At 63.8% G+C, this 24267-nt stretch carries 25 protein-coding genes; 8 read left to right on the top strand and 17 right to left on the bottom strand.

Annotation, left to right across the window (positions count from 1 at the left end; translation table 11 throughout):
• The gene (locus F2P45_RS03360; protein ID WP_166870529.1) at positions 1-1038 is read right to left on the bottom strand and encodes a DUF475 domain-containing protein; all 1038 of its coding nucleotides are present in this window, start codon (positions 1036-1038) and stop codon (positions 1-3) included.
• Between the two features lie 105 nt (positions 1039-1143).
• Here F2P45_RS03360 and F2P45_RS03355 point away from each other — a divergent pair, with 105 nt between their 5' ends.
• Complete coding sequence (locus F2P45_RS03355; protein WP_166870527.1) at positions 1144-2052, top strand: LysR family transcriptional regulator; 909 nt, start codon at positions 1144-1146, stop codon at positions 2050-2052.
• A 57-nt stretch (positions 2053-2109) separates the two neighbouring features.
• Entirely contained in the window at positions 2110-3450 is a 1341-nt protein-coding gene (locus F2P45_RS03350; RefSeq protein WP_166870525.1) for a hemolysin family protein, read from the top strand.
• 214 nt (positions 3451-3664) lie between these two features.
• Here F2P45_RS03350 and F2P45_RS03345 read toward each other — a convergent pair whose 3' ends face one another.
• The 7 genes from F2P45_RS03345 to F2P45_RS03315 are packed head-to-tail and all read right to left on the bottom strand — an operon-like array spanning position 3665 to position 9131.
• Positions 3665-4087, bottom strand: a complete 423-nt coding sequence (locus F2P45_RS03345) for a GNAT family N-acetyltransferase (RefSeq protein ID WP_188130070.1) — start codon at positions 4085-4087, stop codon at positions 3665-3667.
• Positions 4088-5149, bottom strand: coding sequence for an AI-2E family transporter (locus tag F2P45_RS03340; RefSeq protein ID WP_166870523.1), 1062 nt, complete (start codon positions 5147-5149; stop codon positions 4088-4090).
• 41 nt (positions 5150-5190) lie between these two features.
• On the bottom strand, positions 5191-5784 hold the full coding sequence (locus F2P45_RS03335; RefSeq protein WP_166870521.1) for an SCO family protein: 594 nt from the start codon (positions 5782-5784) through the stop codon (positions 5191-5193).
• Positions 5781-6674, bottom strand: coding sequence for a heme o synthase (gene cyoE / locus F2P45_RS03330; protein WP_166870519.1), 894 nt, complete (start codon positions 6672-6674; stop codon positions 5781-5783). Before cyoE ends, F2P45_RS03335 begins: the two co-directional genes overlap by 4 nt.
• Positions 6671-7816, bottom strand: a complete 1146-nt coding sequence (locus F2P45_RS03325; RefSeq protein ID WP_166870517.1) for a COX15/CtaA family protein — start codon at positions 7814-7816, stop codon at positions 6671-6673. Before F2P45_RS03325 ends, cyoE begins: the two co-directional genes overlap by 4 nt.
• A 3-nt stretch (positions 7817-7819) precedes the next feature.
• On the bottom strand, positions 7820-8425 hold the full coding sequence (locus F2P45_RS03320) for an SCO family protein (protein ID WP_166870515.1): 606 nt from the start codon (positions 8423-8425) through the stop codon (positions 7820-7822).
• Positions 8403-9131 (bottom strand): SURF1 family protein, encoded by a 729-nt coding sequence (locus F2P45_RS03315; RefSeq protein WP_166870514.1) that lies wholly within the window; start codon positions 9129-9131, stop codon positions 8403-8405. The genes F2P45_RS03320 and F2P45_RS03315 overlap by 23 nt, the downstream gene beginning before the upstream one ends.
• Before the next feature lie 36 nt (positions 9132-9167).
• On the opposite strand from F2P45_RS03315, the gene F2P45_RS03310 reads away from it, so the two are divergent.
• A complete protein-coding gene (locus F2P45_RS03310) occupies positions 9168-9368 on the top strand; it encodes a twin transmembrane helix small protein (protein WP_166870512.1) in 201 nt (66 codons plus the stop codon).
• A gap of 150 nt (positions 9369-9518) precedes the next feature.
• On the opposite strand, the gene F2P45_RS03305 is transcribed toward F2P45_RS03310, so the two are convergent.
• The 6 genes from F2P45_RS03305 to F2P45_RS03280 form a co-directional block, all read right to left on the bottom strand.
• On the bottom strand, positions 9519-10379 hold the full coding sequence (locus F2P45_RS03305) for a cytochrome c oxidase subunit 3 (RefSeq protein ID WP_166870510.1): 861 nt from the start codon (positions 10377-10379) through the stop codon (positions 9519-9521).
• Between the two features lie 73 nt (positions 10380-10452).
• Positions 10453-10665 (bottom strand): DUF2970 domain-containing protein, encoded by a 213-nt coding sequence (locus F2P45_RS03300; RefSeq protein WP_166870508.1) that lies wholly within the window; start codon positions 10663-10665, stop codon positions 10453-10455.
• A 7-nt stretch (positions 10666-10672) separates the two neighbouring features.
• On the bottom strand, positions 10673-11212 hold the full coding sequence (locus F2P45_RS03295) for a cytochrome c oxidase assembly protein (protein WP_166870506.1): 540 nt from the start codon (positions 11210-11212) through the stop codon (positions 10673-10675).
• 197 nt (positions 11213-11409) lie between these two features.
• Positions 11410-13005, bottom strand: coding sequence for a cytochrome c oxidase subunit I (ctaD, locus tag F2P45_RS03290; protein ID WP_166870504.1), 1596 nt, complete (start codon positions 13003-13005; stop codon positions 11410-11412).
• Between the two features lie 13 nt (positions 13006-13018).
• Complete coding sequence (gene coxB / locus F2P45_RS03285; protein ID WP_166870502.1) at positions 13019-14203, bottom strand: cytochrome c oxidase subunit II; 1185 nt, start codon at positions 14201-14203, stop codon at positions 13019-13021.
• 412 nt (positions 14204-14615) lie between these two features.
• Positions 14616-15530: a methyltransferase domain-containing protein gene (locus F2P45_RS03280; RefSeq protein WP_166870500.1), complete on the bottom strand. Its 915-nt coding sequence runs from the start codon at positions 15528-15530 to the stop codon at positions 14616-14618.
• 97 nt (positions 15531-15627) lie between these two features.
• Between F2P45_RS03280 and F2P45_RS03275 the strand changes: the two genes are divergently transcribed.
• The 5 genes from F2P45_RS03275 to F2P45_RS03255 all read left to right on the top strand — a co-directional run bounded on the left by F2P45_RS03275 (position 15628) and on the right by F2P45_RS03255 (position 19862).
• Complete coding sequence (locus F2P45_RS03275) at positions 15628-16371, top strand: ComFC family protein (protein WP_166870497.1); 744 nt, start codon at positions 15628-15630, stop codon at positions 16369-16371.
• A 25-nt stretch (positions 16372-16396) separates the two neighbouring features.
• Positions 16397-16867 carry a tRNA (uridine(34)/cytosine(34)/5-carboxymethylaminomethyluridine(34)-2'-O)-methyltransferase TrmL gene (trmL, locus tag F2P45_RS03270; RefSeq protein WP_166870495.1) on the top strand — a complete coding sequence of 157 codons (471 nt, stop codon included), beginning with the start codon at positions 16397-16399 and terminating at the stop codon, positions 16865-16867.
• A 137-nt stretch (positions 16868-17004) separates the two neighbouring features.
• Positions 17005-17304 (top strand): hypothetical protein, encoded by a 300-nt coding sequence (locus tag F2P45_RS03265; protein ID WP_166870492.1) that lies wholly within the window; start codon positions 17005-17007, stop codon positions 17302-17304.
• Between the two features lie 9 nt (positions 17305-17313).
• On the top strand, positions 17314-18798 hold the full coding sequence (locus F2P45_RS03260) for a S8 family serine peptidase (protein ID WP_166870490.1): 1485 nt from the start codon (positions 17314-17316) through the stop codon (positions 18796-18798).
• Between the two features lie 2 nt (positions 18799-18800).
• Complete coding sequence (locus F2P45_RS03255) at positions 18801-19862, top strand: oxidoreductase (protein WP_166870488.1); 1062 nt, start codon at positions 18801-18803, stop codon at positions 19860-19862.
• Between the two features lie 284 nt (positions 19863-20146).
• On the opposite strand, the gene F2P45_RS03250 is transcribed toward F2P45_RS03255, so the two are convergent.
• The 3 genes from F2P45_RS03250 to F2P45_RS03240 are packed head-to-tail and all read right to left on the bottom strand — an operon-like array spanning position 20147 to position 24259.
• Positions 20147-21871: a glycoside hydrolase family 9 protein gene (locus F2P45_RS03250; protein ID WP_166870486.1), complete on the bottom strand. Its 1725-nt coding sequence runs from the start codon at positions 21869-21871 to the stop codon at positions 20147-20149.
• Entirely contained in the window at positions 21868-23202 is a 1335-nt protein-coding gene (locus F2P45_RS03245) for an MFS transporter (protein WP_166870484.1), read from the bottom strand. Before F2P45_RS03245 ends, F2P45_RS03250 begins: the two co-directional genes overlap by 4 nt.
• Positions 23189-24259: a glucokinase gene (locus F2P45_RS03240; RefSeq protein WP_166870482.1), complete on the bottom strand. Its 1071-nt coding sequence runs from the start codon at positions 24257-24259 to the stop codon at positions 23189-23191. Before F2P45_RS03240 ends, F2P45_RS03245 begins: the two co-directional genes overlap by 14 nt.
• Between the last annotated feature and the right edge of the window lie 8 nt (positions 24260-24267).

The following is a 24267-nucleotide window of genomic DNA, read 5'->3' as shown; positions in this document are numbered from 1 at the left end:
TTACGCAAGCAGCTGCTGTTTCTTGTGCTGCACCGACGACCACAGCGAGGCGACGATAAAGGCCACGCCAATCAGGCCGGTGAAGATTTCAGGCACATGGAACTTCATGCTTGCCAACATAATCAGCGCCAGGATACCGATCGCATAGTGTGCGCCGTGCTCCAGGTACACGAATTCGTCCAGCGTGCCCTTCTTGACCAAAAACACCGTCATCGAGCGCACGAACATGGCACCGATCGCCAGGCCCAGCATGATGATCACGACGTCGGTGGTGATCGCAAACGCGCCGATCACGCCGTCGAAAGAGAACGATGCGTCCAGCACTTCCAGGTACAGGAAGCCACCGATACCGCCGCGCTTGACCATGTCGCCGACATTGCTGCCTTCGGCATCATCGCCTTCGAGCAGGCTGCTGATCGTGTCGACACCGACGTAAATCAGGATACCCCACAGACCGGCCATCAGCACGACCATCTTTTGCGCTTCGGCGACCATCGTCATGCTGGCCATCAAGGTACCGAGGGCAATCATCACCGAAATCGAGCCGACTTTACCGAGCGCGCCGAGCTTTTCTTCCAGGCTGCCCAACCAGTGGGTTTCTTTTTCATCATCCAGCAGGAAGTTCAGGAACACCAGCAACAGGAACATACCGCCAAAGGCCGCCACTTCCGCATGGTGGGCCGTCAGGTGAGCCGAGTAGGCTTTCGGATCGGACAGTGCCAGGTTCCATACTTCGATAATGCCCAAGTCGGCAGCTTGCGCCACGATCACCAGCGGGAACAGCAAACGCATACCGAACACGGCGATGATGATACCGACGCCGAGGAACAGCTTTTGCCAGTAGTCATCCCAGGTCTTGAGCACCGAAGCGTTCACGACCGCGTTATCGAAGGACAGCGACACCTCCATGATGCCCAAAATGGCCGCCACGCCCAGCGCCGAGAACATGCCGCCGATGCCATGGTGCGAGTAGCCCCACCAGCCGGCCACCGCAAGGCAGACGAAGGTGACTAGAAATGAAATTCTGAAATGCTTCATGTATTGATTTCCCTCATTTGTTATTGTTGATACAGGGAGTGTATCCGTAAGCAACATTTTTAAAAATAGGAGATAATCGGAGCATTACTTCTGAAAAACCGAAGCATGAAAAATACCGGGATGAATTTTCGCCACCTGTACTACTTCTGGGTGGTGGCCAAGGAAGGCGGCGTGACGCGCGCCGCCGAACGGCTGGGACTGGCGATCCAGACCATCAGCACCCAGCTCAGCCAGCTGGAGCAGTCGATCGGCAAGTCGCTCTTCATGCAGCAGGGCCGCGGCCTGGTGCTGACCGAGGCCGGACGGCTGGCGCTGGCGTACGCCGACCAGATCTTCCTGCTGGGCGAACAATTGCAGGAAGCGCTTGGGGAAGCCGACAGCGGGCGCACCCGGCTCACGGTCGGCATTTCCGACTCGCTGCCGAAGCTGACCGCCTTCCGCCTGCTCGAAGCGACCCTGCACCTGGCCACGCCGGTGCGCCTGGTCTGCTTTGAGGACCAGTTCGAAGCCCTGCTGGCCGACCTGGCTCTGCACAAGCTGGACGTGGTGCTGACCGACCGCGCGGTGCGCTCGGGCACCACCTTGCGCGTGTTCAGCCACATGCTGTTCGAAAGCGACACCATCGTGGTCGGCACGCCGGCCCTGGCCGGGGCCTACTCCGAGGGCTTCCCGGGCAGCCTGAACGGTGCCCCGTTCCTGCTGCCCACCCGCAACAACGCCCTGCGCGGGCGGATCGACGAATGGTTCGAGCTGCACAATGTGCGGCCGGACGTGGTCGGCGAATTCGAAGACAACGCCCTGCTCAACACCTTCGGACGGCGCGGGGCGGGCCTGTTTTTCGCGCCGGCGGCGCTGGCCGGCGATCTGGCCGACCAGTTCGGCGCGGTGCTGGCCGGCCACGTGCCGCAGGTGCGCGAGCACGTCTATGCCATCTCGAACGAGCGTAAAATCAAGCATCCCGCGGTCGAAGCGATCCTTTCCGCAGTACATCAAGGTGTGTTCAGCACGCCATGAACGGTACAATGACCATCCCGGTCCTTTGACCTAAGCGAAAAGCTAACCCAACTCTTTATGCAAAATGCCTTACTGGTCTTGCTCGCCCTGTTCCTGGTCGCGCTCAATGGCTTTTTCGTGGCTGCCGAATTCGGCATTGTCACCCTCCGAAAAACCCGCGTGCGCGCGATTGCCAAGAGCCAGGGGGTGCGCGGGCGCCTGCTGGGCAAGGTCCACGGCCAGCTGGACGCCTACCTGTCGGCCTGCCAGTTAGGTATTACCCTGGCCTCGCTCGGCCTGGGCTGGGTCGGCGAGCCGGCCTTTGCCAGCATCCTCGAGCCGGTGTTCGGCATGATCGGCGTCGAATCCGAGAAAATCATCCACACGGTCTCGTTCGTGGTGGCCTTCAGCGTGATTTCCTTCCTGCACATCGTGGTGGGTGAACTGGCGCCGAAATCGCTGGCGATCCGCAATCCGGAAGTGGTCGGCCTGTGGACCGCGCCGGCGCTGTATATCTTCTACTGGTCGATGTACCCGGCCATCTACGTGCTCAACGGCAGCGCGAACATGGTGCTGCGCCTGGCGGGCCTGTCCGGCAAGGGCGGGCACGATGCCCATTACTCGACCGAAGAACTCAAGCTGATTTTGCGCACCAGCCAGCCGGGCGAAAAATTCACCCGCGACGAGCGCCACATCCTGGCCCAGTCGCTCGACTTCAGCCAGCTGTCGGTGGCCGACCTGATGCGTCCGATCAACGAAGTCATTGCCCTGCACGCCAGCAAATCGATGGAAGAAAACTTGCAGACCGTGGTGAGGAACCGCTTCAGCCGCTACCCGTACTTCGACACCAATGGCGAAGACGTGCTCGGCGTGATCCACCTGAAAGACCTGTTCTTTGCCCAGCAGGCCGGACGCCAGATCAAGGATCTGACCCAGTTTTTGCGCCCGGTCGAGACGATGTCGGCGCGCACGCCGGCGCAGCAGATGTTCCGCCGCTTCCGCGACGGCGCGCCGCACTTTGCGCTGATTGGCGAAAAGGGCAAGCGCCCGGTCGGCTTCATCACCCTCGACAACTTGCTCGGCGCCATGGTCGGTGAAATCCGCGACGAATTCCGCCTCAACGAGAACGACTGGCTGCGCCAGCCGGACGGCACGCTGATCGGCAAGGCCAGCCTGCCGATCTTCTCGCTGGAACGGATTCTGGGGATCGATATCGACAACGAGACCCTGGGCCTGGATGAAGTCGAATCGGTTGGTGGTTTGCTGATGGTCAAGCTGGGCGACATACCCAAGCAGGGCCAGCGCATCGAATTCCCGCACTTCGACATCGTGGTCAAGAAAATGAATGGCCCGCGCATCGTGCTGATCAAGGTGATTCCGCAAGTGCAACGCACGCCCGATCTGGACGAGCAGGACTGACAACAGTCGGTGTCAGGTCTGACATTCTGACAACAGCCGGTGTCAGGTCTGACATTCGGACACGGGCTCTTCTTTAAAGCCGGTGTCCTACAGCTGGTGTCTGGTCTGACATTCGGACACGAGCTCTTCTGTTCTGCCACCTCCCAGACTCGGCATTTGGAAATATAGCCGGGTCCGTGTCCGAATGTCAGACCTGACACCGGTGGTGGATATGTTATACGGAGCGTGAAAAGAACACGATTTCCGGATCGTTGTCATCCAGATTGTCGATGAATCCGCTGGGTCGAAAACCGGCCGACTTGAGCAGTTCTTGCATGCGCAGGTTGGACAGGTTTGTCGACGCAAAGAGTTTCGGTGTCGTACAGCGCGCCTGGAAAAAACGCACAAGCGCCATCCCCAAGCCATGGCGGCGAAAACGTTCGCCTACCATGACCATCTCAATGAACCCGTTACCGAAAAAATGGTATCCCAGGACGCCATAGGCGCCGACCGAATCGCCGATGCGCGCCACATGGCACGTTCCGCTCTCGATCCACTGTCTGATCTGAGCACGGCGCCCAGGGTCGCAAACCGCCACGGTATCGAGCGCGGCCAGCAATTCCAGGTCGGCCATGGTGGCGGCTCTGATGTCCACCATTTAAATATCGTTGACGACAGCCGGCTCGATGCCAGTCCACTCGCGCATCAGCGAATACCCCACCGCCAGCAAGGTCGGCCCGATGAACAGCCCGACAAAACCGAACGCCAGCACCCCGCCCAAGACCCCCAGCAACACCAGCAGGAACGGCAGGCTGCTGCCGCGGCTGATCAGCATCGGCTTGACCACGTTGTCCACCCCGCTGATCAGCACCAGACCCCACACCACCATGAAGATACCCCAGCCGGTCTGGCCCTGGTTGAACAGCCAGATCGCCGCCCCGCCCCAGATGATCGGCGGGCCGACCGGCACCAGCGACATCACGAAGGTGGCCACGGCCAGCAGCGGCACGCCGGGCACGCCGGCGATCACGAATCCGATCGCGGCCACCACGGCCTGCGCCAGCGCCGTACCCAGCAAGCCGTACATCACCCCGCGCACGGTCTGGCTGACGGTGGTGGCGATGCGCTCGGCGCGCTCGCCGATGATCCTTTGCATGGCCACGCCGATGGCGACCAGCAAGGTATGGCCGTCGCGGTACAGGAAGAAGCTGACGAAGGCCGCCAGGCTCATCTGCGCGACGCCGGTGCCCAGCACGATGCCGCCGCCCAGCAGGTAGTGGCGCGCCGGTTCAAGCAGGCGCTGGGCCAGCACCATCATCTGCTCGCGGCTCGACACCAGGTTGCCCACGTAGCTGTACAGCGTCTCGCCCACCAGCGGAATCTGGCGCAGCCAGGCCGGCGGCTCGACGTGCCCGGTGGCGACCGCGGCCTTCAACTGCTCGTAGAAGCGCCCCACATCGTCGGCCAGGTTGTAGGCCACCAGCGCGATCGGCAGGATCACCAGGAAGGTCAGGGTCAGGGTGAGCGTCAGCGCGGCCAGGGTGCGCCGTCCGCGCATGCGCGCCAGCACGTACAGGTAGATCGGCCAGGAGGAAATGACAATGGCGGCGGCGAACAGGATCGCCGCCAGGAACGGCCGCAGGACGTACAGGCAACCGATGGTGAGCAGCGCGATCGCGCCCATGTATGCGTAATTCTTGCCGGCGCGCTCTTGGTCCATGGTCACCCAGTCAGGTCAGTGTGGCGGATCAGCGTAGTGGATCAGTTCAGCAGTTGCTTGATATCGTGCACGATCGGCGCCGGCCCCTTGCCGTGACGCACGAACAGGCGGATCTTGCCGTTGCGGTCGAACACGTAGCTGGCGGCGGTATGGTCCATCGAATAGCTGCCTTCGGTCTTGCCCTTGACCTTGGCATAGAAGACCTTGAATTCCTTGGCCACCTTGGCGGTCGCGTCAAGGTCGCCATACAGGCCCAGGAAGCGCGGATCGAAGGCCGGCACGTACTGCGCCAGCAGTTGCTGGGTGTCGCGTTCCGGGTCGACGGTGACGAACAGCACCTGCACCTTGTCGGCCTGGGGACCGAGTTCCTTCATCACCGCGGCCATCTCGGCCATGGTGGTCGGGCACACGTCGGGACACTGGGTGAAGCCGAAGAACATCACCACCACCTTGCCCTTGAAGTCGGCCAGGGTGCGCGCCTTGCCGTTGTGGTCGGTCAAGGCGAAGTCGCGCGCGTAGTCGAGACCGGTCAGGTCGGTGTTCTGGAAACTCGGCGGCGTGGGCGGCGTGGCCACCTTGTCGCAGGCGCTCAGGACGATCGACAAGGTGCACAGGGCGAGCAGTTTTTTGATCATAATTTGATGTAGTGGTCGAGCAGCAGCGCGGCAAACAGCAGCGACAGGTAAATGATGGACCAGGTGAAGGCCTTGCGGGCGACCTGGTCGGAATAGTGGCGGTACACCTGCCAGCCATGCCACAGGAACACGGCATTGAGCAGCACCGCCGATCCCAGGTAGATGTGCCCGCTCATGCGCACCGCGTACGGCAGCAGCGTGGTGGCGGCCAGCGCGATCGAGTACAGCCAGACATGGAAGCCGGTGAAGTTCATGCCGTGCGTGACCGGCAGCATCGGCAGGCCGGAGCGGGCGTAATCGTCGCGCCGGTACATGGCCAGCGCCCAGAAGTGCGGCGGGGTCCACAGGAAAATGATCAGCACCAGCAGCCAGGCTTGCATCGGGACATCGTTGGCGACCGCCGCCCAGCCGAGCGCCGGCGGCATCGCGCCCGACAGGCCGCCGATGACGATGTTCTGCGGCGTGGCCGGTTTCAGGATCATGGTGTAGATGACCGCGTAGCCGACAAAGGTCACAAAGGTCAGCCACATGGTCAGCGGATTGACCAGCAGATACAGCACGGCCATGCCGGCGCCGCCGATGATGGCGGAAAAAACCAGGGTCTGGGTCTTGCTCAGTTCGCCCATGGCGGTGGCGCGGCGCGCGGTGCGCGCCATGCGCGCGTCGATCTCGGCCTCGACCAGGCAGTTGACGGCGAACGCGGCCCCGGCCAGCAGCCAGATGCCGATCGTGGCCGGCAGCAGGATGCGCCAGTCGGGCATGCCCTCGGTGGCCAGCAGCATGCCGATCACCGCGCAGAATACGGCCAACTGGGTCACTCTCGGTTTGGTCAGCGCCCAGTACTGGGCGGCGCGGTTGGCGGATTTATGGGTTGCGGTCTGGGTTGTCATTGTGGGTGGCTTGCTTGCAGTACCGGTCCGGAGGGGTACTTGATCTTGTAGTTTAACATGGTCACCATCAGCACCAGCAGCGCCGCGCCGGCGTTATGCAGCACGGCGATGGTCAGTGGAAAGTTCAAATAGACGGTGGCGATTCCGCTCGCGGCCTGCAGCGCGAGCACGATGCCGATCGCGCGCGCATGGCGTCCCGCGCCGGGATGCGCGCGCGCGCGCCAGGCCGCCAGGCCCAGCACCGCCAGCACCACGAAGGCGAAGTTGCGGTGCACCCAGTGGATCGCGGTCAGGGCCGAGAACGGCAGGTAGTGGCCGGCCGCGGTCTTGCCCAGCTCGCGCCACAGGTGGAAACCGTGCTCGAAGTCCATCTCGGGCACGAGTTTGCCGTTACACAGCGGGAAATCGGTGCAGGCCAGGGTGGCGTAGTTGGTACTCACCCACCCGCCCAGGGCGATCTGCACGGTCAGCACCACGGCCGCCGCCAGCGCCAGGCGCCCCAGCCTGCTCGGCGGCGCCGTGGCGTCGACCGCGTCCGGCGCAGTAAAGCGTCCGTGCGCCAGCGCGCTGGCGCGATTCTGGCGCGCGCCCAGCCACACCAGCATCGACAGCAATCCCATCCCCAGCAGCAGGTGGATGGTGACGATCACCGGTTGCAGCTTGAGCGTGACAGTCCAGGCGCCGAAAGCGCCCTGCACCAGCACGAACACGAACAGCATGGTCGGCAGCGCCGGCGCGTATTCGGCGCGGCGGGTCTTGCGCCACTGCACCCAGGCGGTCGCCATCAGCGCCATGATCAGCACGCCAATGCCCATCGCCAGGTAGCGGTGGATCATTTCGATCCAGGCCTTGACGACGGTCACCGGTCCGCTCGGCATCAGGGTTTCGGCTTTGATGATCTCGGCGTGCGCCAGGAAGGGATTGGCGGCGCCGTAGCAGCCCGGCCAGTCCGGGCAGCCGAGGCCCGAATCGGTCAGGCGCGTGAAGGCGCCGAACACGATCAGGTCGAACGTGAGAAAGACCGTGATCCAGACCAGCTTGCGGTATTTGTTCGGGTCGGACGACATCCACACCATCGACAGCGGCAGGCAGGCCGCCAGCAGGCCGGTCAGGCCCAGTTGCACCATGGACGAGAGCTGCATCGCTTAGCCGATCGCGGACGCTTTGAGCAGCTTGTACATGTCTTTCTTGACCTTGGACGGCTCCGGATTCTTGGGGAAGCGCATCATCAGGTGGCCGCGCGGGTCGATCAGGTAAGTGTGGTCGGCAATATTGCCACCCGGCTCGACCGGCAGCCAGGATGTGACGCTGGCGGCCGGCACGCGCAGCATGCGGGTGCCGTCGACCACGCGCATCAGCATGGTGTCGATCGGGGTGGCGTCGGTGATCAGCCAGACGCGCTCGATGCGCTCCATTTCCTTGCCCTGCATCAGGCGCAGCTGGCGCATGGCGACCAGCTGGTCGCGGCAGGCCTGGGCGCACTCGCCCGGGCCGACCTGCAGCATGATCCATTTGCCCTTGTAAGCGTCGAGCGCGATCGGCTTGCCGTCGAGCGTGGTGGCGCCCATGGCGGCCGGGATCGGGTGCTTTTGCGGCTCGATCAGGGTGCCGTAGTTGGTGCGCCCGGTCGGCTTGATCACGTAATAGGTCAGGTAGGAAAACAGCATCGGCGCCGCGCACACGAAGACCACGGCCAGCAGTTTCCAGCGGCCGCTCCATTGACTTGCTTTAGTCGTTTTGTTTTGTTCCACGTCGAAATCCTGTAATCACGAAAAAGAGCAGCGCCATGACCGCCAGCGCGTACCATTGAAATGCATAACCCTGGTGTTTTTCCACATTCAGGGAGGGGGCCGGCCAGTTGCGCACCAGCTTGTCGCCGGCCGGCGCCGGGCCGCTTTGTTCGATAAAGAACGGTTGGACCGTCAGGCGGCTCGCTTGCGCAAACTGGTCCGGGGTCAGGTTTTGCAGGATGGCTTTCGGCGCCACCGGCGTCGCCGTGCCCAGTTGCATCACCTTGCCCATGCCCGATCGCGCCAGGCCGCTGACGGTCACCGTGCCGGACGGCGTATCGAATTCCGGCAAGCGGTCGAACTGGCCGGTGTAGCGCGGCAGCCAGCCGCGCGCCACCAGCACATGGGTATCGGTGCCGTCGATGCGCAGCGGCATGACCAGGTAGAAGCCGGCCTTGCCTTCCTGCGGCCGGTTGTTCAAGAACAGCGGCCACTCGCGCACAAAAGTCCCGCTCACCGTCACCGGGCGCAGGTCGACCTGCGCCGGCGTCAGCGGGGCCGCGCCGAGCACCAGCGGGGCGGCGCCGGCGCGTTCCGTGATGGCCTGCTGCAGGGCGATTTTCCCGGCGGCGCGGCCATCCTGCCAGCGCCCCAGCACGATGCCGAGGGCCACCAGCAGCACGGTCGCCACGAAGGGAATCGCCCGAAAACGGAAGCCGATACGCATTACAATGGTGCCTTACTCAAAAAATTCGCGCTCATTATGAAAATCCTCGTCGCCTTTGCCTTCATCCTGATCCTCGGCAGCCTGGGCTCGGCCCTGTTCTTCCTGATGCGCGACAAGGGCAAAAGCAACCGCACGGTGCACGCGCTGGCGCTGCGCGTGGGCTTGTCGATCACCCTGTTCCTGATGCTGCTGGGCAGCTACAAGATGGGCTGGATCGCGCCGACCGGCATCCGCTGAGGCGCTGCCCACCCTGGAACGGGCGACCCTGCGCCCGGCAAGGTTATACCCCAGCCGCAAAAAACCGGGGACAGGCCACCGCTTGGTGGACTGTCCCCGGTTTTTCTCATGTCAAACCTGCCGGAGGGCGCACCCTCCCGCTTGCCGCCATTACAGCCAGTAGACGACGACGTACAGGCCGAGCCAGACGACGTCGACAAAGTGCCAGTACCAGGCCGCGCCTTCGAAGCCGAAGTGGTTGTCGGCGGTGAAGTGGCCCTTCATGACGCGGTACAGGATCACCGACAGCATGATCGCGCCGAGCGTCACGTGGAAACCGTGGAAGCCGGTCAGCAGATAGAAGATCGAACCGTAGATGCCCGAGGTCAGTTTCAGGTTCAGGTCGCTGTAAGCGTGCATGTACTCGTAAGCCTGGAAACCCATGAAGACAAAACCGAGCAAGATGGTCGCGGCCAGCCAGAACGCGGTCTTGGCACGGTGGCCGGCGCGCAGGGCGTGGTGCGAAATGGTCAGGGTCACGCCCGACAGCAGCAGCAGGCAGGTGTTGATGGTCGGGATCGGGAACGGACCCATGGTCGTGAAGCTGTCGATGGTGCCGGCCGGGCTGGCGCCGCCCCACTGGGCTGCGAAATCAGGCCAGATGATCTTGTGATCGAGGTCGCCCAGCCACGGCGTGGTGATGGTGCGCGCGTAGAACAGCGCGCCGAAGAAGGCGCCGAAGAACATGACTTCCGAGAAGATGAACCAGCTCATCGACCAGCGGTACGACAGGTCGATGCGCTTGCTGTACTGGCCGGCTTCGGATTCGCCGATGGCGTCGCCGAACCAGAAGTAGAAGACCAGCAGGGTCGCCAGGATGCCGGCGATATTCAATGCCGGGCCCCACGACAGATCATTGACCCAGGCCGAGGCGCCGATCATAGTCACGAGCAGCGACAAGCCGGCGGCCATTGGCCATTTGGACGGGCCTGGCACGAAATAATGCGGTGCGGCGGCGTGTGGTGAACTCATCTTCATCTCCTAAATCAAACTGTATGCGGTGAATTTATTGCTAATTTTGTAAAACTTGAATCCAGCGGCCGGCTTACGACACGGCAAACTTCACCAATGCCACCAGCACGCCGATGAACAACATCACCCCAATCAATCCGGCAATAACCACATGCACCGGATTCAGGCTGGCCGAATCTTTTTCGTAATCGCTGCGCTTGCGGATGCCCAGGAAAGACCAGAACACCGCTTTCATGGTGGCGCCGAACGACGCATTGCGTTCGGGAGCCTGGTGCTTGTCGGTCATGGCGGCCTTACTTCGCCGCCACGGCCTGGGTACCGGCAATTTCAAAGAACGTGTACGAGAGCGTCATCGTCTTGACGTCGCGCGGCAGGGCCGGATCGATGTAGAACACCACCGGCATCTGCTTGGCCTCGTTCGCCTGCAAGGTCTGCTGCTTGAAGCAGAAGCACTCGACTTTCTTAAAGTGCTGCATCACCAGTTGCGGCGCGAAGCTCGGAATCGCCTGCGCCTGCACGGTGCGGTTTTGCGTATTGACCACTTCGTACATCACGGTGGTCAGTTCGCCCGGATGGACTTCGACCGAACGCTTGGTCGGGCGGAAACGCCACGGACCCTGCGAGTTGCCGTCGAACTCGATCGTGATCTTGCGCGACTGGTCGATCTGGGTATTCTTGTCGTACGTCACCGTGCCATCGGTCTGGGTCAGGACGTTGATCCCGAGCAGTTCGCACATGTGCTTGTACACGGGGATCAGGGCGTAGCCGAAACCAAACATCAACACCGCGACGACCAGCAGCTTGCCGAGCATCGCGCGATTCAGTTTCAACATGCCGGATTGTTCGTTTGCCACGTCAGCTCACAGCCAAATACGTTTGATGAAAACCATCGAGAAGAAAAATACCGCCAGCGCGCCGATGATCAGGCCCGTGCGGAGGTTGTTCGGCTTTTTTGGATCGGACATGGTGCTCACTTACAAGTTCAGTGGCGTGGGCGCCTATTCGGCCGCCCACGCTGCTGTCAGACTGATTACTTCACCGTCGGCGGAACTTCGAAGGTGTGGAACGGCGCCGGGCTCGGCACGGTCCACTCCAGGCCTTCAGCGCCATCCCATGGCTTGTCGGCCGCTTTGGCGCCGCCACGAATGGTCGGCAGGATCACGAAGAACAGGAAGTACACCTGCGACAGACCGAAACCGAAGGCGCCGATGGTGGCGATCGTGTTGAAGTCGGTGAACTGCGCCGGGTAATCCGCATACCGGCGCGGCATCCCCGCCAGGCCCAGGAAGTGCATCGGGAAGAAGGTGATGTTGAACGTGATCAGCGACAGCCAGAAGTGCATCTTGCCGCGGAATTCGTTGTACATGTAGCCAGTCCACTTCGGCGACCAGTAGTAGAAACCGGCGAACAGGGCGAACAGGGAACCTGCGACCAGCACGTAGTGGAAGTGGGCCACGACGTAGTAGGTATCTTGCAGCTGGATGTCGATCGGGGTCACAGCCAGGATCAGGCCGGTGAAACCACCCATGGTGAACACGAAGATGAAGCCGACCGAGAACAGCATCGGGGTTTCGAAGGTCATCGAACCCTTCCACATCGTGGCGATCCAGTTAAACACTTTCACGCCGGTCGGCACCGCGATCAGCATGGTGGCGTACATGAAGAAGAGCTGGCTGGTCACTGGCATGCCGGTGGTGAACATGTGGTGAGCCCAGACGATGAACGACAGGATCGCGATCGAGGCGGTCGCGTAGACCATCGAGGCGTAGCCGAACAGTGGCTTGCGGGCAAACGCCGGCAGGATCTGCGAGACGATACCGAAGGCCGGCAGAATCATGATGTACACCTCGGGGTGACCGAAGAACCAGAAAATGTGCTGGTACATGACCGGGTCGCCGCCACCGGCGGCGTTAAAGAACGAGGTGCCGAAGTGACGGTCGGTCAGGGTCATGGTGATCGCGCCAGCGAGCACAGGCATCACGGCGATCAGCAGGTAGGCGGTGATCAGCCAGGTCCAGCAGAACATCGGCATTTTCATCAGGGTCATGCCAGGAGCGCGCATGTTCAGGATGGTCACGATGATGTTGATCGAACCCATGATCGACGACGCGCCCATCAGGTGCATCGCGAAAATCGCCATGTCCATGCCGGGGCCCATCTGGGTCGACAGCGGTGCGTACAGGGTCCAGCCGGCGGCGGTTGCGCCGCCAGGCACCAGGAACGAGGTCGCCAGCAGGATTGCCGCCGGCGGCAGCAGCCAGAACGAGAAGTTGTTCATGCGTGCGAAGGCCATGTCGGACGCGCCCACTTGCAGCGGGATCATCCAGTTGGCGAAGCCGACGAAGGCCGGCATGATCGCGCCGAACACCATCACCAGGCCGTGCATCGTGGTCAGCTGGTTGAAGAACTCGGGCTGAAAGAATTGCAGGCCCGGTTTGAACAGTTCGGTACGGATCATCAAGGCCAGCACGCCGCCGGAGAGCAGCATGATGAGCGAGAACCACAGGTACAGGGTACCGATATCCTTGTGATTGGTGGCGAACAGCCAGCGGGTCATGCCCGTCGGATGATCGTGGCTATGATCGTGGTCATGGCCGTGTGCGTGATCTAGTGTGCTTGTGCTCATGAGTTACTCCCGATTACTTGTTACGTGCAGCCAGGACTTCGGCTGGTTGAACGATGTTTTCCGCTGCCTTGTTCGACCAGTTGTTGCGGGTGTAGGTAATCACCGCAGCAATATCGGAATCCGACAATTGTTTCCAGGCTGGCATCTCAGACGGGTACTTGCCCGATTTCTGGCCATGCAGCAGCACGTTGATCTGCTCGGCTTTGGCGCCCAGCACGACCGGCGAGCCATCCAGCGCGGCGAACGCGTTCGGAACGCCCTTGCCGGTAGCCAGGTGACAGACCACGCAATTGGTCGCGTAGACTTTTTCGCCTTTGATTTTCAGTTCGTCGATGGTCCACACTTTCGATGGATCGTCGGCCAGGGCAGCCATTTTCTTTTTCTCGCCGGCGACCCACTTGCTGTAGTCGGCATCGGAAACGACATTGACCACGATCGGCATGAAGGCGTGTTCTTTACCGCACAACTCGGCGCACTGGCCGCGGTAGACACCGATCTTCTCGGCCTTGAACCAGGTGTCGCGCACGAAACCGGGAATCGCATCCTGCTTGACGCCGAAGGCCGGGATCATCCAGGCGTGGATGACGTCGTTGGCGGTCAGGACGATACGGATCTTCTTGTTGACCGGCACGTAGACTTCGTTGTCGACTTCCATCAGGTAGTTGACGCCGCGCGCCTGGGTTGGCGCAATGCCTGGCTCGCCGACCTGCGAACGCGGGGTCGACAGGCTCGACAGGAAGGAAATGCCTTCGCCCTCGCCCTTCAGGTAATCGTAGCCCCATTTCCACTGCATGCCGGTGGCTTTGATGGTGATGTCGGCGTTCGAGGTATCTTTCATTGCCACCACGGTCTTGGTCGCAGGCAGCGCCATCACGATGACGATCAGGAACGGTACGACGGTCCAGGCGATCTCGACGGCAGTCGATTCATGGAAGGTGGCTGGCTTGTGGCCCAGCGAACGGCGGTGTTTGAAGACCGAATAGAACATCACGCCGAACACCGCGACGAAGATCACCAGGCAGACGACCATCATCCAGGTGTGCAGGTCGTTGATTTCCGACGCAATCTTCGTCACTGGCATTTGCAGGTTCAGCTGGTAATCCACCGGACGTCCCTCCACCGGTGCGGCCAGCGCTGGGATGCTGGCCGAAATTGCCAGACCGAACATCAAGGTCTGAAGTCGCTTTGCATATGTCATGTTTTCCCCAACCACCCAAAAATAAGAATATTTTTCTACGCCAGTCATCCTGATCGGATCCCGGCGCTCCGAAACCATCGCACAAAAAGGGCCCATACCGTCCCGGCGCGCTCACGGCACGGCGGACCCGACTGGAACCCTGACATCGGCCATTGGCGCACAAAGCACACTGATGAACGCTGACTTGCTATCGCTTTCGACTGCTGCACCGTTGAAAAACTAGTGCGCTTTCCACCAGAATCAACACAGTCGCTAAAATTAGTCCTTGATTATACTCAAGTATGCCCAACGTCATCAAGGGAAAATCCTCCCGTAACGGGTCAGCGCCCCTCTGTTTGCCCCGCTTTGACGGCCGTTTTGTACCATGCCGGGTACAAGTGGCCGCCCCTGCATGAAAACCGTTGACGCCGCATCAACGCCCCTTGCGCGGCTCGAAGCGGATGATTGCTTCGCCCGCCGCCGTCACCCGCGGCGCCGGGCGGAAGGCGTGGCCGTAGATCACTTCGAAGCTCAATGCGAGCTTGCCGTCGGGCCTGCGCTGCTTCTCCAGCGCCGCCAGCATGCGCGCATGCGCCGCGCGCCCGAAGAGACCGCGCGCGCGCGTCTCCAGGGGATTTCCGCCCAGCGCGCGCGCGTCGGCCAGCAGGGCCTCGGCCGTGTCGTACGTGACGGTAATGACTTCCATGTCCATCACCGGCGTGGAAAACCCGGCCGCCACCAGCTGGTCGCCGAAGTCGTGCATGTCGACGAACGGCAACACGCGCGGCGACCGGGCTGCATCGGCGCCGGCCTCCGCAAAGGCCGTGCGCAGTTCGCGCAGGGTATCCGGGCCGAAATTGGAAAACATCAGCAAACCATCCTGGCGCAGTACCCGGCGCCATTCCGCAAATACACGGTCGGGCTGGGGATGCCAGTGCAAGGCCAGGTTGGACCACACCAGGTCGACCGAGTTCGGCCCCAGCGGCAAATTGCCGAAATCGCCGCACAGCAGGTCGACCCCGGCCTTGCCGGGCAACAGGCGGCTGATCAGGGTTTTGAGGGCCGAGGCCGGCACCTTGGCCGCCTCCGCCATTTCACTGGCGGCGTCGAGGCCGACGATATGCGCGGCGGGATAATCTTTTTGCAACAAGGCCAGGTCGGCGCCGCTGCCGCAGCCGGCGTCGAGCACGCGTGTGGGCGCGACTTTGACCAGCATCAGCCGCTCATGCATGCGCGAAGCGATCTCGCGCCGCAGGAATTCGGACCGCTCCACGCGCTGCGGGCGCGAAAACAGGAAACGCACGCGCGCCAGATCGATCGGCGCGCTCAAGGTGTCGGGGGTGTTCATAGGACTGTGAGATGAGATAATGCGGGCAGTGTACCCGTTTGCCGTCCTCGCTGCCGTCCACCCGTCGGGCGCGAGCCGATTTTGAAAGGGCCGTCCGATGAGCGAATTTGTGCGCCGCTGGCTTGGCGCCGCCGTGCGGGCGGGCGCCGGCGCCGTGCTGCCATCGGCCTGCGCCTTGTGCGGCGGCGACGCCGATGCGCCCGTCTGCACCTCGTGCGCGCGCCAGTTCGTGCACGGCGACGGCGCGCGCTGCCGCTGCTGCGCCAATCCGCTCGGCGCGGCCGACGCCGGCCATCTCTGCGGCGCCTGCCTGGCCGAGGTGCCGTCATACGACGCCACCGTGGCCGCCGCCGACTACGCCAGCCCGCTCGACCAGCTGGTGTTGCGGCTCAAATTCGGCGGCGCCCTCGCGCTGGCGCCCTGGTGCGCGGGGGCGCTGGCCCGCGCCGTGCTGGCCGCGCCCGGCTTCGCGCCGCCAGAACTGCTGTGTCCGGTGCCGCTGGGACCGGCCCGCCTGGCCGAGCGCGGCTACAACCAGGCGCTCGAAATTGCCCGGCCGCTATCAAAGCTGCTAGGCATCGCGCTGTACCCGGCGCTGACCGTGCGCCCGCGCGACACGCCGGCGCAATCGAGCGTGGCGCCGGGCCAGCGCAAGAAGAATATGCGGCATGCATTTCTGGTCGCGCCCGACATGCTGACGCTGGTGCGCGGGCGCCACATCGGCGTGGTCGACGACGTCATGACCAGCGGCCACACATTGAATGCGCTGGCGGCCACCCTCAAGCGCTTCGGCGCCGCGCGCGTCAGCAATATGGTGTTTGCACGCACGCCACCGCACTAATCAGAAGCTATTTAAGGAGAATGCATTGTTTCACGTCGTACTGGTAGAACCCGAAATCCCGCCGAACACCGGCAACATCATCCGCCTGTGCGCCAACACCGGCGCGCAGCTGCACCTGATCGAACCGCTCGGCTTCCCGCTGGACGACGCCAAGATGAAGCGGGCCGGGCTCGACTATCACGATTACGCCACCATGAAAGTGCACAAGAACTGGGATGCGTATATCGGCGCGTGCCGGCCGGACCCGGCGCGCATGTTCGCGCTGACCACGCACGGCTCGTCGCCGTTCGCCGAGGCAAAATTCCTGCCCGGTGACGTGTTCGTGTTCGGTGCCGAAACGCGCGGCCTGGCGCCCGCGCTGCGCGAATCGTTCCCGGCGCAGCAACGCATCCGCCTGCCGATGCGTCCCGACAACCGCAGCCTGAACCTATCCAACACGGTGGCCGTGGTGGTGTTCGAAGCCTGGCGCCAGAACGGCTACGCCGGCGGCGCCTGAGTCCCCGCCGGTATCAGGCCTGACACCGGCTTTTTGACACCGGCTTTGACGCCGGCGCGCACGATTGCCTGTGACCGGCAGAAATTTCCGCAAAGCCTTACTATCATGTCATCAGCGCTCCTTCTGTCCGCACCATCATGATCAAGCTCCAGCTCCTGCTGCGCGATCCCGCCCGCGATCGCAGCGATGACCCCGCCCTGTGCGCCTTGCTTGAGGCGCACGGCATGCACGTGACCGCCTGCGGCATGGCCACCATCTCGGCCGAATCCTCTCCGGCCGAGGCAGAAAATTTATTCGGACCAATTCCAAATGTAAGGGCTGGGTTCGCATCCGATGTAACATCGACCCCGGCACTGGCGATTCCTGCAGATCTGCAACACGCCGTCAGCCTGATTACCATCGCTCCGCGCCATGCGACGCCGGGCCCATCCACCTAGGGGGAATCCATGCAGCCTTTCAAACCCAGCCAGCCGCGCCCTGCCCTCGACGAGTCCGCTCCGCCGCAGGCAGAGTTGCGCATCGCTATCACTTTCAAGGGCCGCGCCAACGCCGGCCCGACCAAGCTGGCGGCGCGCCTGTCCTCGCGCAGCATCCTCAGCTTCGCGCCCGAGCCGGGCGAAATGGAAAAGGCCATCGAGGCACTGCGCCAGCGCGGCTTTATCGTCTCCGGCCGCGGACGCATGACAGTGTCGGTGCGCGGCAGCGTGGCCCAGTTCGAGCATGTGTTCGGCACCCGCCTGACCCCGTTCAAGCTGAGCCAGAAGCAGAGCTATTCGAGCGACAAGGTGTTCTACCCGGCCAAGGGCGCGCCGTGGAATCCCGATCCGTCCCTGTCCGCCCTGATCGACGACGCGTATATCCAGTGGCCGCACATCTACCTGGCCGACCCGGGCGCCAGCGCGCGTCCGCCGTCGGTCGGGTATTACCATCTCGACGTGCTCAAGGATGTGCCGGCCAAGCTGAACGTGACGAATATCCACAAGGAACGCCAGCACGGCGAAGGCATCCGCGTGGCCATGATCGACACCGGCTTCGACCATTCGCATCCTTTCTTCACCCGCAACGGTTTCACCTCGTCGGTGGTGCTGGCGCCCTCGGCCACCAATCGCCATACCGATCCCGGCAGCCACGGCACGGGCGAGTCGGCCAATGTGTTCGCGGTGGCGCCGAAAGTGACCTTCATCGGCGTCAAGCTGGGCGACGATGCCGATCCGAACGGCGGCGCCAGCATCCTCGAAGGTTTCCAGGAAGCGCTCAAGCACAAGCCGCATGTGATTACCGTGAGCATGTGCTACGACTTGCGCGATGATAATGGCGTCGCCGAACTCGGCGAGTTGCCGAACGGCCTGAAACCGCTGGAAGCCGAAATCCAGGCGGCCATCGCCAGCGGCATCGTGGTGGTTTTCTCCGCAGGCAACGGCCACTACGCTTTCCCGGCCTCGATGCCGGAAGTGCTCAGCGTGGGCGGCACCTTCGTGGCCGAAGATGGCGCGATGACCGCGTCCGACTACGCCTCGGCCTTTACCAGCGGCATCTATTCCGGCCGCCATGTGCCCGATGTGTGCGGCCTGGTCGGCATGTTGCCGAACGCCGACTACATCATGCTGCCGGTTCCGCCCGGCGCCGAGATCGACACCGGCAACGCCGAGCATGACGGCACCACCGCCGGCGACGGCTGGGCCGTGTTCAGCGGCACCTCGGCCTCGGCTCCGCAGGTCGCCGCCGTGTGCGCCCTGCTGCTGCAGAAAAACCCCAAACTCACGCCGGCCGAGATCAAGGCGCTGCTGGTGCGCACCGCGATCGACGTGCTCGACGGCTCGGCCAGTCCGGCCAGCGATCCGGAAGGCCTGGGCATCAAGGCCGGGCCGGGCATCGACGGCGCCACCGGGGCCGGCCTGGTCGACGCCTACGCCGCCTGGCAGCAGGCATGACGATGGAGCCAACTCGCGAAGTGCGCGTCGGCCTGATCGGCTACGGCTTTTCCGGCGCCACCTTCCAGGCGCCGCTGATTGCCTCAACGCCGGGCATGCGCATCACGCGCGTCTGCTCCAGCCAGGGCGAGCGCGTGCTGCGCGACTTTCCCGGTGCCGTGGTGGTGCCCGACCCGGCCGGCCTGATCGATTCAAGCGAGGTCGATCTGGTCGTCGTGGCCACCGCCAACGCCAGCCACGCGCCGCTGGCGAAGCAGGCGCTTTTGGCCGGCAAGCACGTGGTGGTGGAAAAGCCGTTCACCATTACGCTCGACGATGGCGCCGAACTGATTGCGCTGGCCGACGAGCGGCAACTGGTGCTCAGCGTGTTCCACAACCGGCGCTGGGACAGCGATTTCCTGACCCTGCGCCAGACCATTGAAGCGGGCCTGCTGGGGCCCATCAACACCTATGAAGCGCATTTCGACCGCTACCGGCCGCACGTGCGCGGGCGCTGGCGCGAACAGGATTTGCCCGGTTCGGGCCTGCTGTACGACCTGGGCGCGCACCTGATCGACCAGGCCCTGGTCTTGTTCGGCAACCCCGATTGCGTCAACTGCGACATGGGCGTGCAGCGCGGCGGCGCGCCCAGCACCGCCTCCGACGACTACTTCCACCTGACCATGCGCTACGGCGCCCGCCGCGTGATCCTGCACGCGGCCTCGCTGGTGCTGCAGGCCGGCCCGCGCTTCATCGTGCATGGCGAAAGCGGCAGCTTCATCAAGCATGGCATGGACCCGCAGGAGGCGGCGCTGATCCGGGGCGAGCGCCCCGGCGCGCCGGAATGGGGCGTGGAAGCCGAAGCGCAGCACGCGCAGATCAGTTTCGTGAAGGGCGGCTTGACGGTGACCGGCAAGGCAGCCTCGCTGCCCGGCAGCTACCAGGAATACTACCAGCGCGTGTTCGACGCCATCGTCAATGGCAAGAGCGCGCCGGTGACGGCGCGCGAAGGGCTGGCGGTGATCAAGATCATCCGCCTGGCGATGCAGAGCCACGCGCAGCAGCGCAGTGTGACGTTTGAATAAGCGACAGCTTTAGAGCCTTCAATAAGCGACGCATTTAGAGCCGTCTTCCCCGCGAAGACGGCTCTACGGTTTGCGGTTTGCGGTTTGCGGTTTGCGGTTTGCGGTTTGCGGTAATCTTATCAACGCTACAGCGTTTCACTGACCTTCAGGTAATCCGGCAGCACGCGCACCACCATTGCCTCAGCGCCGCGAATTCGCGGGCATCGAACGTTTGAACACATCGAACTGCACCAGCTGCTCCTGCCTCACCAGCATCGCCAGAATGGCATAAGGATCGTCGCGTTTCACCGGCCCGCCCCGCCCAGCACATCGAGCGCGGCCGACACGTACACCAGCGGCGCATTCCAGTTGATCGCCACTTCATTACTGGCGTAGCTGCAGTCGTCGTCGATATACGACAGCGCCGGCAGCGCCGACGGATACGCCGCCTTGCAGTCGCCCTTGTCCTGCTGCCCCGCATGCGGCCCGCCGGCCAGGAAGCCCGGCACGGGCGCGGCCACCTTGCCGGCCATCGATGGCCGGTGATGCGGATGCATGACCTGGCGCGTGCCGAAGCCGGTCACGAACGCATAGCCGGTGGCGTTGCGCCCCAAAATATAATCGAGGCCGGCCTGCGCCGCGTCGAGGTAATCGCGCTTGCCGTTCAGGCGGTACGCTTGCAGCAGCATCATCGACTGGTTCAGCGCCACCGCATTGCTGCCCCAGACGAAATCGCCGCCCTGCATCGGCACGCCGTAGGCGGATGAGCGCCAGGTGGCCGCTAGCGACGCCGCCAGCCCATCGACGCGCGCGGCGATCAGCTTGCGGTCGGCCACCGCGCTCAAGCTGTTGCGGTGATGCGCGAGCGAGATCCAGGCCAGAGCGCGCACATCGGCCCATTGCGGCACGCTGGCCGTCACGCCCGCCGGCTGCATGGCCGCGTAATAGCTGTCCTTGCCGCTGCTGATATACAGTTCGGCCGCGGCCCACGCGAATTCATCGTCGAAGCTGGCGTCGCCGTATTCGCCGGTTACCACGCCGGCTGGATTGCGGAACGCCACGGCAGGATTGGCGCGCGCCCATTCCCACGCCGCTTCGGCCGCGCGCAGCATCTTCGCCGGCAATCCGGGCAACTGCCGCTCATACGGCTTGAGCACGCGCGCGGCGGTGGCCATGGTGGCGGCAAAATCGAGCGTCGCCGCCGTCCCCTTCCGCACCACGTAGCGCGGCTCCGCGCTGGCCTGGGCCGGCATGACGATGCCGTCGAAGCGCTCGTTGGTCAGCTTGTTGTACACACCGCCGTCATGCGGGTCCTGCATGGTCAGCATCCACTCCAGGTTCCAGAGCGCTTCGTCGAGGATGTCCGGCAGCCGGTTGCCACTCTCCGGAATGCCGGTCCGCTTGCGCGCAAAATAGCCGGGATAGTGCTCGAACGCGGCCAGCAGGGTGTAGGTCGAGATGCCCGAATTGACGATGTACTTGTTATAGTCGCCGGCGTCATACCAGCCCTTGGCACTGGCAATCACCGTGCCTTCGGGCCGGGCTTTCGAGGCCGCCGAGGCGTGCACCAGAACCCGGGTATCGGGATGCCCCGCCGCGCGCGCGTACGGGCCGGCGTGGTCCGCGTCGAGCGCCATGCCGGAACGGTTGAAGTAGAACGCCTTGAGCGCGGCACGATTGAGTTCCGAGTACACGCCGGCGCGCACCGCGAAGCGCTCCGACTGGCCGGCGCCGTCAGCGCGGATGCGGTATTCGCCGGGCCGGGTCAGGGCCGAAAAATCGGCCAGCATGACAGCTTCGCCCGATTCCTTCCAGGTGGCGGCGGGCTTGGCGCGGCCGCGCCAGGCGAGCGCGCCGCTGGCGGCGTCGATGACTTGCACCTCCCCGCCGGCGCCGGCCGGCAGCACCGCCACCTTGTGCGCCTGCGGACTGAAACCGAGCTGGTTGACGCGGATCGCGCCCGGAGCGGCAGCGGCGCTTGCGCCGGCCGCCAGCAGAACAAACAACAGGCAGGCCGGCGCGCGCGTCATGCCGGTACCGCCCGGCCGGATGCCGTCTCGTCAGGGGCCGCTTCGTCGATATGGAACGGCGCGAACCAGGTGGCGATGAACGAGGGGATGGTGGCGACCATCACGAAGATGAAGTAGTTGATGTAACCCATCCACTCCTGCAGGTGGCCGCTGACCGCGCCCGTCACCAGCCCGCACAGGCCCATGATGCCGGTGCCGAAGGCGTAGTGCGTGGTGGTGTACTTGCCCGGCGCGAGCTGCTGCATCAGGTAGATCATGAAGCCGACCGCGCCGAAGCCGTAGAAGAACTTCTCGATCATCACGCCGGCCGTGATCAGGTACAGGTTGGCCGGCAGGTAGATGGCCATGATCAGGAACGTCACGTTCGGGATGTTGACCGCGCAGCACAGCACGAACAGGGTCGGCTTCAAGCCTTTTTTGGCCACGTACCAGCCGCCCAGCAGGGACCCGAGCAGCACCGCGGCCAGGCCGTAGGTGCCGTAGATGACGCCCAGCTTTTCGTTGGTCAGCCCCAGGCCGCCCTTGCCGGCCGGGTCGACCATGAAAAACGGTCCGATCTTTTCGAGGAAACCGATACTGAGACGGAACAGGAACGCAAACGCGATCATGCGCCACACGCCGCGCTTCTGGAACAGGGTGACGAAGGAGTCGGCCAGAAAATGCCCGATCTGCTTGACGCTGGCCGGCGTGTTTTCGGCGCGCGCGCCGTCGGGCATGAAGCGCGCATGCCAGAGCGCCATCAGCACGGTCACGCCGCCCACCAGGAAGAAGATGATGCGCCAGGAATCGATCCAGTCCGGGCCGAACACGGCGGCGTCGTGGTGGAACATGTTCACGTGCAGCCAGCCGCTCAGGTACACCATGCCGCCGGCGGCCACGATCGGCCCCACGTTCCAGCTCAGGCTCTGGATGCCGCAGTACAGCGACTGCGCGCGCGAGTCGAGCGAGGTGACGTAGACGCCGTCGCTGGCGATGTCCTGGGTCGCCCCGACGAAGGACATGGCCCAGAACAGCGCCATCAGGATCGTCATGTAGTTCGGCAGCGCCATCACCAGCGCGATGCCGATGAAGCCGAGGCCGAGCAGGGTCTGCGCGCACAGCACGAAGAACTTCTTGGTGCGGTACATTTCGACGAACGGCGCGAACAGCGGCTTGATGGTGTAGGCCAGGATCAGCAGGCTCGAATACTCGGCCGCCTTGCCGTTGTCCATGCCGAGATTCTTGAACATGATGGCGGTGACGGAGGTCAGCATGACATACCCGAGCGCCATCGTGAAGTAACCGGTCGGCACCCACAACAGAGGCCAGACGGTCGGTTTAGAAGCGTGCATGGTCGTTTTCCGTTTCAAGAAGGGGCGGCGGCAAAGGCGCCGGCAAGGCGGCGCGCGGCGTGGAAGTACTTGCCGCCCGGTCGGCCAGATGCTCCGACAAGATCGCCGCCGCACCCAGCATGGCTGGATACGCAGCGGTGATCACCAGGGTCGGAATCTGCGAGGTAAAAGCGGAAAAGCGGCCCTTGTTCTCGAAGCGTGCGCGAAACGGCGAGCGGGCGAAATACGCGCCCAGGCGCGGCACCACGCCGCCACCGATATACAGGCCGCCGCGCGCGCACAGGGTGACCGCCAGGTTGGCTGCGACGGTGCCCAGCATACCCGAAAAACAGTCCAGTGTTTCGCGGCAGAGCGGGTCGCTGCCGGCCAGGCCGCGCTCGACGATGTCGGCGGTGGACAGGCTGGCGTCGACCGGGAGGCCGCTCCTGGCGGCGAGCGCCTCGCGAATCAGCACAATCCCCGGACCGGAGACGATGCGTTCGGCCGAGACGTGCTCGTAACGCTGCCAGCAATGCTGGAGCACCGCCACTTCGCGTTCGTCGAACGGCGAAAAGGCGACGTGGCCGCCTTCGCTCTGCACCGCCACCCAGCGCCCGTCGACCGGCACCAGGCCGGCCACGCCCAGGCCCGTGCCGGCGCCCACCAGGCCGATCACGCCGGTGGCAACGGCCTGGCCGCCGCCGATCTTGTCCAGGTCTGCGCGACCGAGGGCCGGCAGCGCCATCGCCAGCGCGGCGAAGTCGTTCACCACCAGCAGGGTGTCGAGGTTGAGGGCGGCGCGCGAGGCGCTGATCGAAAACGCCCAGTGGTGATTGGTCATCTTGATGGCGTCGCCATCGACCGGATTGGCGATGGCGATGACCGCGTGGCGCACGCGCCGCGCCGGCAGCCGGTTTAAATAGGCGCGGACGGCGTCGTCGAAGTGTTCGTAATCGGCGCAGGCCAGGGTGTGCGCGTCGCCCACCCGCCCGGCGCCGTGTTCGAGCGCGAAGCGCGCGTTGGTGCCGCCGATGTCGGCCAGCAGGCGCGGACCATCGGCATAGGAATCAGGAACCATGTTGCCTC

The sequence above is a fragment of the Massilia mucilaginosa genome (assembly GCF_011682145.1).
GTDB classification, from domain to species: domain Bacteria; phylum Pseudomonadota; class Gammaproteobacteria; order Burkholderiales; family Burkholderiaceae_D; genus Telluria_A; species Telluria_A mucilaginosa.
The sequence above is the reverse complement of the archived record's forward strand: the minus strand, read 5'-3'. Positions and strand labels throughout refer to the sequence as shown.